9 protein-coding genes are annotated in these 12,276 nt (G+C 42.1%); 8 read left to right on the top strand and 1 reads right to left on the bottom strand.

The features are described from left to right. Positions 1-115 precede the first annotated feature (115 nt). The 3 genes from L4D78_RS10170 (at position 116) to L4D78_RS10180 (ending at position 2,122) form a co-directional block, all read left to right on the top strand. Complete coding sequence (locus L4D78_RS10170; RefSeq protein ID WP_428466814.1) at positions 116-562, top strand: NUDIX domain-containing protein; 447 nt, start codon at positions 116-118, stop codon at positions 560-562. A gap of 128 nt (positions 563-690) precedes the next feature. Then, positions 691-1,410: a DUF3581 domain-containing protein gene (locus tag L4D78_RS10175; protein WP_428466926.1), complete on the top strand. Its 720-nt coding sequence runs from the start codon at positions 691-693 to the stop codon at positions 1,408-1,410. A gap of 166 nt (positions 1,411-1,576) precedes the next feature. Continuing rightward, positions 1,577-2,122, top strand: coding sequence for a hypothetical protein (locus tag L4D78_RS10180; RefSeq protein WP_428466815.1), 546 nt, complete (start codon positions 1,577-1,579; stop codon positions 2,120-2,122). A 59-nt stretch (positions 2,123-2,181) separates the two neighbouring features. Here the strand turns inward: L4D78_RS10180 and L4D78_RS10185 are convergent, their stop codons facing one another. Next, complete coding sequence (locus tag L4D78_RS10185; protein WP_428466816.1) at positions 2,182-3,768, bottom strand: hypothetical protein; 1,587 nt, start codon at positions 3,766-3,768, stop codon at positions 2,182-2,184. Positions 3,769-4,162: 394 nt separating this feature from the next. On the opposite strand from L4D78_RS10185, the gene L4D78_RS10190 reads away from it, so the two are divergent. The 5 genes from L4D78_RS10190 to dgcN all read left to right on the top strand — a co-directional run bounded on the left by L4D78_RS10190 (position 4,163) and on the right by dgcN (position 12,268). Then, positions 4,163-5,059 carry a LysR family transcriptional regulator gene (locus L4D78_RS10190; protein WP_428466817.1) on the top strand — a complete coding sequence of 299 codons (897 nt, stop codon included), beginning with the start codon at positions 4,163-4,165 and terminating at the stop codon, positions 5,057-5,059. A gap of 179 nt (positions 5,060-5,238) precedes the next feature. After that, positions 5,239-6,408 carry an efflux RND transporter periplasmic adaptor subunit gene (locus tag L4D78_RS10195; RefSeq protein WP_428466818.1) on the top strand — a complete coding sequence of 390 codons (1,170 nt, stop codon included), beginning with the start codon at positions 5,239-5,241 and terminating at the stop codon, positions 6,406-6,408. A 9-nt stretch (positions 6,409-6,417) separates the two neighbouring features. Next, on the top strand, positions 6,418-9,552 hold the full coding sequence (locus tag L4D78_RS10200; protein ID WP_428466819.1) for an efflux RND transporter permease subunit: 3,135 nt from the start codon (positions 6,418-6,420) through the stop codon (positions 9,550-9,552). Next, positions 9,549-11,045 (top strand): efflux transporter outer membrane subunit, encoded by a 1,497-nt coding sequence (locus L4D78_RS10205; protein ID WP_428466820.1) that lies wholly within the window; start codon positions 9,549-9,551, stop codon positions 11,043-11,045. The genes L4D78_RS10200 and L4D78_RS10205 overlap by 4 nt, the downstream gene beginning before the upstream one ends. A gap of 218 nt (positions 11,046-11,263) precedes the next feature. Next, positions 11,264-12,268 (top strand): N-acetyltransferase DgcN, encoded by a 1,005-nt coding sequence (gene dgcN / locus L4D78_RS10210; protein ID WP_428466821.1) that lies wholly within the window; start codon positions 11,264-11,266, stop codon positions 12,266-12,268. The last annotated feature ends 8 nt before the right edge of the window (positions 12,269-12,276 follow it).

Raw genomic sequence — 12,276 nt, forward strand, 5'->3', positions numbered from 1 at the left:
AATCAATATTCATTACTGATAAGAATTTTACCGAATTATCAAATAATTTGCATCAATAAATTCAGTGTTTATCAATAATTTACATAAATTAACTGTAAAACATGAAGGACTTCACATGAAACCAAGGTTATCGATTCGTGCTGTTATCTATACTGACAATGCCATCTTGCTTTGCAAGCACCATGATGAGCGGGGTTTTTGGTATATCACACCCGGTGGCGGAGTCGAACACGGTGAAACCTTAGAAGAAGCATTTCATCGAGAACTCAAAGAAGAGCTTGGTGCGAAAGCGACAATGGGGGATGTTATTTGCATTCGAGATTTGATTTCAGATAGAGCCCCTACCCCATACTTACCTGACAACTTCCATCAAGTTGAAATTTTTGTATCCGCATCCAATATCGAGTTTCATTCTACAGCAACGAACCTCGACCCCAATCAAGTCGGCTACGAATGGGTCGCTATTGATAAACTTGAGGATATTCTTTTTTTCCCACAGGAACTTGCCGACCACTTTCGCCAGCAATTATTCTCCAAAATCTATCAAGGCCATAAGCTTTAGGGCTAATAAAGCGAGAATATTCATATAAAATCGAGTAAAATCATGTTTTTCACTGGCTAGACCATTCAGTGAGTACTTATCATGTAGAATGGCCTCAGTTTGATTATCAAGGTATCAATAAGTTAGGCATGTTTTTAGAATCTTATTACTCTGAACAGAATGGTGAATTCACATTTACCCGAGAGCAAGCGAGCCATTTTGCAAAAAAGATCGCTGGCGACTTTAACCCCATTCATGATGAAGACAACAAGCGATTCTGTGTTCCTGGAGATCTCCTTTTTTCTGTCGTTCTTGCTAAAGCTGGCTTAAGCCATAAGATGCGCTTTGAATTTGCAGGCATGATCAGTGATGGTGTCGCGTTAAAAGGCGCCCACAGAACATTCGATGATTTTTCTGTTGTTGATAACAATGCTAAAGAGTATCTACATATTACTCGTGAAGGTGAGATTAATACAGATCCCGCTTTAATTGAGCAAGTTACCAAAAGCTATGTGCAATTTTCTGGAATGAATTTCCCGCACATCATGGTGCCTTTGATGAAATCAAAAGACATTATGATTAACCCAACCCGTCCACTTGTGATCTATGAAAGCATGGAATTAGACTTCAGCCGACTAGACATAACAGCCCCAACTGTTGAGCTAATGGACTCTGAAATTGACGTTCAAGGCAAGCGTGGTAGTGTGACGCTTAAGTTTTGCTTTAAAGAAAACGATGAAATCGTTGGTACGGGTAAAAAGCGTATGGTAATGAGCGGTTTAAAACCTTATTGCCAAGACGATATTGATGATTTAGTTAGCCGTTTTAACCAACGCAAAGCAGACTTTTCATCACTACTAGCGGCTTAGTATCGCTTCTACTCAATAAAGGCTAGCAACTGCTGGCCTTTTTATTACCTTTTTCTACCTAGTTATTAATCCTGCTAACACCCATCTCTCCTATACTTTACTTTGTCTTTATCCTCCGATGCTGGCACCCCATGATGTTACTTTCAAATAATGTGGAGAAATAATCATGGTTAAAAAAACACTCTCGGCACTATGTGTCACGGCTTTACTCGGCTCCCCATTTTTAACTTCAGCAGTATTCGCCGAAGACGATGTAATGACAGATAAAATTGGTCGAGCTAAATCTGCAGCACCCGCTTCTATTAGCGATCATGCAACCGTCATTGTTGATGGCAAAGAAGTCGTTACAGGAACGAATGGCTGGACCTGTCTACCGGATACATTTCCCGGTGATGGTATGCCAATGTGTAACGATCAAGTATGGATGGATATGTTAGGGGCGATGGTAAATAAGGAAGATTTTACGGCGACTCAAATTGGCATTTCATACATGCTGCAAGGTGATCTAGGGGCTGGCGTTAGTAATTCAGACCCTTATCACTCAGAGCCTAAAAAAGCAGATGACTATGTCGAAACGGGCCCTCATTTAATGATCATCGTTCCGAAAGAAATGCTAGTAGGCATTACTGATGATCCTAGCTCTGGTGGACCTTATGTCATGTGGAAAGATACACCTTATGTCCACATCATGGTACCTGTTGCTGAGAAATAATATTTCCCCCGATATGGCTCATACGAATAATGCCTGAACATATCGGGGCTTTTAAAAGCCTAGTATTCAGTCACCGCTTGATTTAAAGCCAACGAATCAATATATGACTGGCTCTTAGTGACTTCCGGTTGAAGCTCAAGCCGCCTAACAACATAATTGCTGCGTTTTAAACGCTTGATAATCGTTTTTGTATATTGCTTTGTCCCTTTTTCATAATCGAGCAGTATCGTCAGTAATAGACAATTCAAATCAAATGAAAAAGGATAACGATCCATAACCGTTGGTATCTTGGCTAATTGATCTCGTTGGTGCTTTTGTTTTGTCAACCAATGGTAGGCCTTCTGAAGCTGGCTATAAGGTGAAGCTGCCCACTTAAATTGTTCAGGGTAGCGCTTTGACACATCTGGTACATTCAAAGTGTTTATGATCTGTACGCAGAGTTTAGCCTCTCCGCAAATTGCCAAACATCGAAGCGCCGTTAACACGAGTAGTACAGATGGCTTACGTTTACGTCTAACGACATTATGAAAGATATCTAATGCGATAGCTCTCGCTTTTAGTTGCTTACCTTCTCTATGAAAATGCATCGCCACCAGCAGTTTAACAGTTGCAGTATACTCCTCTCGTTTATCTAATGAGATACGCTTAGTTATAATTCTATTGATTGGGTGAATATACTGCTTATATTGCGTTGCACGTATTCCAACAGGCATACACATTAAAGAGTTAAACATTGAAATCACCAAAAACTGGTAACTATCAAGGCTTTTAGATATATAAAGTGTTCGTTTGGATACAATCGAAGCTAATGACTCTAACTTTCCCTGCCTTATTTCACAATCAATCAGCTGATTATAAGCGTCGCCATCAACAGGGTGGCACTCAAACGCACTATGACGATGATGGCTCATCGCTTCATAGTTTTTTAATAATCGATACTCTTCGGCTAAACGACAATGTGCCATAAATAAGCAATCATTCTTTTTTAAGACCCATTTTAACGATGCAATACTACGCTTGCTATCATCACAAAACTCACTAAATCGAATAACATTTATCGTGGATATCTCAGCTCTTTCATATTTATTATAAATAGAAATAAACTCTTCTTTATTGTGACTTTTATATAAAGATTCCAACGCTAAATTTATAAGAGGCTTACTTTTTATTTTATTATTATATTGAGTGACACTCTGTGAAAACAAATTATAATTCTTTTTTGCGCCAACGTATACTTTATCGTAAAACTGCTTAAGTGAAATAAGTCGATTTAGTAATTCTCTAAATTGCTCGTAGTTAATTAACCCTGTAATAACATGATCAGAGTTGAGCATTTTTGCACTATCAACATCAATAGCTTTTGAAAAATCAGGCAGGTTCAAGATAACAACTGGGTATGTTTTAAAGTACAACTTATCCTTCATTTTACGTGTAAAATCATTAAGTTCCCTTACATAATCATAAGAATACTCAAAAATACTTACATCATACTTTGTTACAGATGTTGCCTTAAGTTTTTCATGGTTAATAACATCAACATTGTTAACGCCTGCTTTAATAAACATTTGTTTAACTTGAGATGCTTTCTCCCTGTTATCAAAGCAAACTAACGCTGTTAAATCTGATAGCGGAATAATTGATGACATTGGTAACAGCCTTGATAGACGAAAAACATAGAACACCGAAATATACATTAGTCGTGGATAATCACACAACTAGCTTACAGTTATTTATGTAAAACAATATAAAATACATCCTAATCAGGTGCTAATATTTATAAACCCATCAACACTAGCCAATATACTGTCACCATCCTACTCAGTTCGTCAATATACTGTCATCACTCATTATTGTTTGTAAATCATACATATTCAATTCATATTCACCTTCTTGTGTATTATCAACGAAGTTACTCATACCAAATTAATGTAAGAGCTTCGTTCTGCGCTAGGTAATCATTAAATCTTGTATTATATTCGCCTTAGCAGCGTGAACGGATTCGAGAAATGTCGCTAGCCATTTTAACCGTAGGGATAATGAATGAACCTAAGACAAATAGAAGTTTTTTACGCCATAATGAAAGCAGGTTCAGTATCTGGTGCCGCTAAACTGCTACATGTCTCACAGCCGAATGTCACTCGAATACTCGCGCATACCGAACAACAACTTGGATTTACGCTTTTCCATCGCGCTAAAGGCCGTTTAGTTGCAACTGAAGAAGCTCAAAAGTTATTACCAGAAGCGGAAAATGTCTACCAACAACTGAACCGTTTTCACTCGCTAACCAGTAAAATCCAAAAAGGTCATCAGCATTTACGTATCGGTGCACCTCCTATCCTGGCCTCTTCTTTGTTGCCCAAGGTGATCAATCATGTTTGTGCCGATGAACAGATTTCAATCGAGCTTTCCACAGATAACCGAGCAGAGCTTTGTAATGCACTGATACAGAACCAATTAGATTTTATCGTTTGCTTTGGTAGCGAGATTCCACCCGCGATTTCGGGTGAATCACTACTCTCGACTAAAATGGTTGCGCTCCTCCCACTCGAACCACAAACAACGTTAACGCCTCACTTAACCTCACCTTTAACTGAGATCACGTTAAATCAGCTTGTCGATGGGTCATACAATATTATTGGCTTAGATGCACGTGACCCTTTAGGCTTTATTGTCTCGCAAGCTATTCAACAGATATCACCGCAATACCGTTATCAAATTTCGGTGCGTTCATATTCAGCGGCAGCTCAATTAGTCGCTCAAGGCTACGGAGTTGCAATCGTCGACCCTTGGACTGCGCAAATGGTTAATAAAGACGTACAGGTTTGCTCACTCAAGCATGCATTATCGATTGATGTTTCCATTCTATATGCTGACCATAACCCGCTTTCACCAATCGCGATGACATTTATTCAACAACTCAAACGAATGAGCCAATAGCCATATAAAGTACAGCGATATAGGCAATCGCTGTACTGTTTGATTGCATAACCTTCTCACCCCTTATAATTAAGACAGCCTCCTTCTCTATATCTAATATTCTTACGAATTAGCACATACATTACCTAGGGTGCATTGCCATTAATGCACTTCATCGCAAAAGGTTCGGTGGACGCCCAGTGAAAACACTAACTATCAAACCTCAGAAATTATTCAGCATTATTATTACTTTGCTTTTCACAATCATAATAATTGGGTGTAGCGAGGAACAAACGACTTCGCAACAGGGGCCTGTTTATGACATTGGGTATGTTGTAATCACACCCAAAACAATTGAGCTTCGCGATGAAATGCCAGGTCGAACGGTCGCCTCATTCGAATCGGAAGTTCGGCCACAAGTTGGCGGAATCATCCTGAAGCAACTCTTCGAGGAAGGTTCAATGGTGACAAAGGGCCAACCTCTGTATCAGATTGATCCTGCCCCCTTTCAACTTAGCCTTAAAAGTGCACAATCAGAGCTACGTAAAGCCAAGGCAAATCAGAATACAGCACGAAATAGAGCAGGACGTTACCAACGGCTTGTTAAAGAGCAAGCCGTTTCACGCCAAGATTATGATGATGCCGTTGCCACTTATCAGCAAGCGCAATCAGACGTTGCAAGTGCAGACGCCGCAGTTGAAAATGCAAAGATAAACCTCAACTACACCAAAGTTAACGCCCCTATTTCAGGGCGAGCTGGACGCTCAACGGTAACCGCAGGTGCATTAGTCACCGCCAATCAATCATCACCATTAGTTACCGTGCAAACCTATGATCCTATGCATGTTGACTTAACAGCCTCGAGCACTGAATTACTGCAGTTTCGTCGTGATTTAGCTAAAGGGGCTTTTTCGCGTAATCAAGATGAGCTAAGTGGCATTGATTTATTTCTAGAAGATGGCACCACGTATGATCACACCGGCAGCATCCTTTTTTCCGATATCAATATAAACCAAACGACTGGCTCCTTTGTTTTGAGGGTTTCTTTTGCTAATCCAGACCGTATCTTATTGCCCGGCATGTTTGTCAGAGCATCATTGCCTCGCGGGATCGTTAAAAGCGCCATTACGGTGCCAGCTAAAGCCCTATCACGCACGCCAAAAGGCGAAGCGCAAGTCAACGTGATTGGTAGCGATAATAATATTGAATTACGCACGGTAGAAACCCAGAGCATGATCGACAATAGCTGGTTCATATTAGATGGTTTAAAAGCCGGCGAAAAAGTGGTTGTAGAAGGACTGCAATTCATTCGCCCCGGCGCACCGGTCGCTAAGTCTCATGAAGTTACCACAACAAGTACAAAACAATAGGATTAAACCATGGCGCATTTTTTTATAAACCGCCCTGTTTTTGCTTGGGTACTTGCGATCTTAGTTATGCTCGCTGGCGTTATCTCACTGTTTATTTTGCCTATCGCTCAATACCCAACTATCGCCCCACCAGCCATTCAAATTTCGGCAGTGTACCCAGGGGCATCCGCTAAAACGGCAGAAGACTCGGTCACTCAAGTTATAGAACAACAAATGAATGGCTTAGATAACTTACTGTACATGTCTTCAACCTCTGATTCATTTGGTAATACGACAACAACACTTACTTTTGCTTCAGGCACCGACCCGGATATTGCCCAAGTACAAGTCCAAAATAAATTATCTGCGGCCACGCCATTACTTCCACTCGATGTTCAAAACCAAGGGGTACGCGTTGAAAAAGCCAGTAACTCCATTTTAATGGTTATCGGTTTCGTGTCTGAGGATGACTCTCTTACGAACGCTGATATCTCAGATTACATTTCAAGTAACGTGCTTGACCCCCTCAGTCGAGTTAATGGTGTTGGCCAAACTCAACTATTCGGTGCTGAGTACGCCATGCGTATCTGGTTAAACCCATATCAGTTGGAAAGTTTTAACTTAATGCCTTCTGATATCGTCGCTTCAATACAAGAGCAAAATGCACAGGTTTCAGCAGGCCAACTCGGCGCTGCACCCGCCGCGGCTGGACAAGAGCTATCTGCGACAATAACCGCACAATCTCGATTGCAAACCATTGAGCAATTCGAACAAATTCTACTAAAAGTAAACGAAGATGGCTCGCAAGTATTACTGAAAGACGTAGCTAACGTTGAACTTGGCTCAGCGTCATATCAAACCGTCTCGCTTTATAATAAAAAGCCTGCCACTGGTATTTCCATTGCACTTGCCACCGGTAAAAACGCACTTGAAACGGCAAATGCCGTCCGTGAAAAACTCGCAGAGCTAAAGCCTTTTTTCCCAGAAGGTATTCAAATTGTTTACCCCTACGACACAACCCCATTCATCGAAATATCAATCGAAGAGGTCGTTAAAACCTTACTTGAAGCCGTGTTTTTAGTTTTCTTAGTTATGCTGCTATTTCTTCAAAGCTTACGCGCGACACTCATCCCAACGATTGCTGTTCCTGTTGTTGTCTTAGGCACATTCGCTGTATTACAAGCGCTCGGCTATTCCATCAATACGTTAACCATGTTTGCACTTGTACTTGCTATTGGCCTATTAGTCGATGATGCCATTGTGGTTGTTGAAAACGTGGAGCGAATAATGGAAGAAGAAGGATTAGAGCCGCGTGCTGCTACCGAAAAATCAATGACCGAAATTACCAGTGCACTTATCGGTATTGGTATGGTGCTATGTGCCGTATTTATTCCTATGGCGTTTTTTGCAGGTTCAACTGGTGCGATTTATCGTCAGTTTTCAATTACCATCGTTACTGCTGTCGCCCTGTCCGTTTTAGTTGCTATCATTTTAACCCCGACCCTGTGTATCAGTTTATTGAAAACCACTGACGGCCATAAAGACACAGGGTTTGCAGGTTGGTTTAATCGCCATTTTAGCAAGGTAACGGAAAAATATACCTCTGCTGTGACCTTTATAACTCACCGAAGTGTACGTTTCATGTTGGTGTATTTAGGTATTGCAGCCATTATGGCCTTTATTTTCCTACGCTTGCCCACCAGTTTTTTACCCGACGAAGACCAAGGTACCATGATGAGCATGGTGCAGCTGCCGAGTGGTTCAACCCAAGAACAAACTCTGGCCATTCTTGATAAGGTGGAAAATTATTACCTTGAAGATGAAAAAGCCAATGTAAAATCAGTCTTTTCCGTCGCTGGGTTTAGCTTTGCTGGTGCAGGTGCAAATGCAGGCATGATGTTCATCTCATTAAATGATTGGGGTGAGCGTACAAATGATGCAGACAAGGTTAACGCAATTGTTGGACGGGCAATGGGTGCTTTCACCCAAATACCAGAAGCACTTATTTTTGCTTTTGCCCCCCCTGCTATCATGGAGCTTGGTAATGCCACAGGCTTTGATATGTTCCTTCAAGACCGAGCAGGACTTGGTCATGAAAAAATGACAGAAATTCGAAATCAATTATTAGGGATGGCAGCACAAGACCCTGAGCTTACGGCAGTGCGACCAAATGGGCTTGATGATACGCCTCAATATCACATAGAAATCGATCAGCTCAAAGCTCGAGCGCTGGGCGTATCGATTAATGACATCAACAGCACATTGGGCACCTCATTAGGCAGTAGTTACGTTAATGACTTTGTTGATCGAGGCCGGATCAAACAAGTTTATGTTCAATCTGATATGCCTTATCGCATGAACCCTGAAGACATTATGGAATGGAAAGTACGAAATGCAGAAGGTGACATGGTCGCCATGAGGGTCTTTAGTAAAGGGGAATGGACATACGGATCACCGCGCCTTGAGCGTTACAATGGCATTTCCGCGATGGAAATCCTCGGAGAGCCTGCCGCGGGCGTAAGTACAGGTGCTGCGATGGCCAAGATGGAAAGCCTGATTGCACAGCTTCCTGATGTGGGTGTTGAATGGACCGGCATGTCATATCAAGAACGTATCTCAGGTGGGCAAGCCCCCATGCTCTACGCACTTTCCATTCTCATCGTATTCCTCTGCCTTGCCGCACTTTATGAAAGTTGGGCCGTCCCTTTTTCTGTAATATTGATTATCCCACTAGGTGTACTAGGCGCAGTAAGCGCAACATCGCTGTTTGGACTCGATAACGACGTCTATTTTCAGGTCGGATTATTAACAACGATAGGTTTAGGTTCAAAAAACGCCATTATGATCGTGGAATTTGCTAAGTCATACCATGATGCTGGTGAGGAGTTATATAAAGCAACAATCCGCGCAGCCAAAATCCGTCTCCGCCCTATTTTAATGACATCACTGGCATTTGGTATGGGTGTTCTTCCCCTCGCTATTTCAAGTGGTGCTGGCTCTGGGGCACAAAATGCTGTCGGTACTGGTGTACTCGGTGGAGTATTAACAGCTACCTTCCTCGGTGTACTCTTTGTCCCATTGTTTTTTGTGGTGGTAACAAAAGTCTTTCTTGGTGAGGATGCAGAACACCCTATCGAGGCAAAAGCAAAGGAGCCAAAATTATGAAAATACAAATTTCATTCATGTTGGCAACCTCGGTATTAATGAGTGGCTGTGCCAATTTCATCCCTGATTATGCTCGCCCTGAAGCTCCGGTTAATACGCAATGGCCAGTCGATGAAAGTAATCAAACTTACTCTATCTACCAAACAGGCGATCCATCCAACAGTGTAAATAGTCCACCCCGAGCCTTCGTACCGAGCGTTTCACCCTATAGTGACTGGAGGAACTTCGTCACAAATGACAAAATCAAGAGTGTTGTTGACCTTGCACTAAACAATAACCGTGATGTACGTATTGCTGTATTGAACATACTTCGAGCTGAAGCACAATATGGTATTCAGCGTGCAAATCTTTTCCCTAACCTCGAGTTAAGCGCTGGCGGCACAAATCAGCGATTACCTGAAAATGTGTCTAACGGTAATTCCACCATTAACCGGCAATATAGCGTTGATCTAGGAGTGACCAACTATGAGATTGATTTTTGGGGGAGAATATCAAGCCTTGAGAAACAAGCTCTAGAACAATACTTAGCAACTGTAGAGGGCCGACGCAATACACAATTAAGTTTAGTCAGTAGTGTCATCGAAGCCTACTTAACCCTAATGACCGATGAGAATTTACTGCGCTTAGCGAATGAAACCCTCGTATCTCAACAGCGATCACTCGATTTAACCCTTAAAAGTTTCAACAATGGCGTTGCAACAGGGCTAGATGTCGCTCAAGCCAAAACCACTGTCGCTACTGCATTGAAAGATGTTGCCCGTTTTACCAGTCAGGTAAACGTCGATAAAAACGCGCTGAATGCATTAGTGGGGGCTACTGTCCCTATACACTTACTGCCTCAAGCTGGAGATAATAATCAGTTTGCCCCGGTTTACGTGGGGATGCCGTCAGATGTACTGCTACAACGGCCTGATATTCTTGAAGCCGAGCATCAATTAATTGCCGCTAATGCAAATATAGGCGCAGCACGAGCGGCCTATTTCCCAACCATTTCACTGACTGCAACGGGTGGATTACTTAGCGCATCTGCAAGTGATTTGTTTTCTGGTGACAGCCGCAGCTGGGTATTTAATCCTGCGCTGAACTTACCAATCTTCAACTGGGGAGAGCTAGATTCAAGACGTGATGTTGCTATAGCCGATCAACAAATTGCATTAAACAATTACGAAAAAGCAATACAAACCGCTTTTCGTGAAGTGGCTGATGCCTTAGCCAATCAGGCTACATTAAAAGATCAGGTCACAGCACAACAAATGCTTGTAGATGCCACAGGCGATAGCTTTAGGCTCTCAAACCTTCGCTTTAATGAAGGCGTAGACGACTATTTTACCGTACTTGATTCACAACGTTCATACTACACAGCACAACAAGAATTATTAACCACCAAGCTCTCTAAAGAACTCAATCTACTCACTCTTTATAAAGTGCTTGGTGGTGGCTGGGTTGAGACTGATGTCCCTATGCCCGAAACACTCTCACTGAGTGAAGAATAACGCTAAAGTAAATTTTATCGCTTTTTGCGAACGTTGAATTCACCTAACAGGACATTACAAAATACGTTAATGTCCTCGCAGACGTTTTATTCTCGACCTAAGCCCCGTCAAAGCTATAACGTCAAGTTATACCCCAAACACATTAAAGCATTCGTTAGCAATGCTGTTATTACATAGACTTAAGGAATCAAAGCAAATCACAAATTCAAGGATGTAATATGCTAATCCCTCAACCTTACTTACTATTCCTCGGCGATGTTACCGACCCGCTATCAGCTAAAACCGCTAAAGGGATCCAGCAATGGCGACCAGAACTTTGTGTTGGTCAAATCCGCCTGACAAAGGAAACCGTCTCGCTAGGCCTTAATGATTTGTCGTTGAAAGAAGCTAAAGCGCTAGGTGCAAAAACCTTGGTACTCGGTACAGCAAATGCTGGCGGTTACATTCCTGAACAATGGCTTAGTACTCTTTCAGATGCACTCGATTTAGGCTTTAATATCGCTTCGGGTATGCATCAGCGTCTTGTTGATTACCCTGAATTAAATGCAAAAGCAGCAGCCAATCAATGTCAGCTCTTTGATGTTCGCCATTATGATAAAACACTTGATGTTGGTAACGGCAAGCCACGTGACGGTCATCGCCTTCTAACCGTAGGAACAGATTGTTCAGTCGGAAAAATGTATTCATCTTTAGCCCTCGAAAAAGAAATGAATAAACAAGGCTTATCAACACAATTTTGTGCAACTGGGCAAACGGGCATTTTAATCTCAGGGCGAGGCATTTCAATTGATGCTGTGGTTGCAGATTTTATCTCTGGTGCGACAGAAGCCATTAGTCCTAGCTTTACCGATCACCAATGGGATGTGATTGAAGGACAGGGTTCGTTATTCAATCCGTCTTACGCTGGCGTTAGCCTTGGCTTGCTACATGGAGCACAAGCAGATGCCCTTATTTTATGCCATGAGATCGGCAGACAACATATTCGCCACTTATCACACATGGCTGTACCAGAAATTCAATCGACTTTAGATGCAAACTTGCAAGCGGCCAAGCTAACCAACCCTAACGCTAGATTCGTTGGTATTTGCCTAAATACCTCTTCGCTTTCCGAAACAGAAGCCCAGCAGCTATGTCACGAATGGAGCGAGCTCTATAATTTGCCAGTTACCGACCCTGTCAGATTCGGTGTCGCGAACATTGTTGATAAATTACATTCACTTTAATTAGGAGG

The organism is Photobacterium minamisatsumaniensis (genome assembly GCF_050336695.1).
GTDB lineage: Bacteria > Pseudomonadota > Gammaproteobacteria > Enterobacterales > Vibrionaceae > Photobacterium > Photobacterium minamisatsumaniensis.

Bases quoted from the DNA above. Each gene is read 5' to 3' on its own strand.
- L4D78_RS10170 (WP_428466814.1), top strand. From the start codon at position 116: ATGAAACCAAGGTTATCGATTCGTGCTGTTATCTATACTGACAATGCC.
- L4D78_RS10175 (WP_428466926.1), top strand. From the start codon at position 691: ATGTTTTTAGAATCTTATTACTCTGAACAGAATGGTGAATTCACATTT.
- L4D78_RS10180 (WP_428466815.1), top strand. From the start codon at position 1,577: ATGGTTAAAAAAACACTCTCGGCACTATGTGTCACGGCTTTACTCGGC.
- L4D78_RS10185 (WP_428466816.1), bottom strand. From the start codon at position 3,768: ATGTCATCAATTATTCCGCTATCAGATTTAACAGCGTTAGTTTGCTTT.
- L4D78_RS10190 (WP_428466817.1), top strand. From the start codon at position 4,163: ATGAACCTAAGACAAATAGAAGTTTTTTACGCCATAATGAAAGCAGGT.
- L4D78_RS10200 (WP_428466819.1), top strand. From the start codon at position 6,418: ATGGCGCATTTTTTTATAAACCGCCCTGTTTTTGCTTGGGTACTTGCG.
- L4D78_RS10205 (WP_428466820.1), top strand. From the start codon at position 9,549: ATGAAAATACAAATTTCATTCATGTTGGCAACCTCGGTATTAATGAGT.
- dgcN (WP_428466821.1), top strand. From the start codon at position 11,264: ATGCTAATCCCTCAACCTTACTTACTATTCCTCGGCGATGTTACCGAC.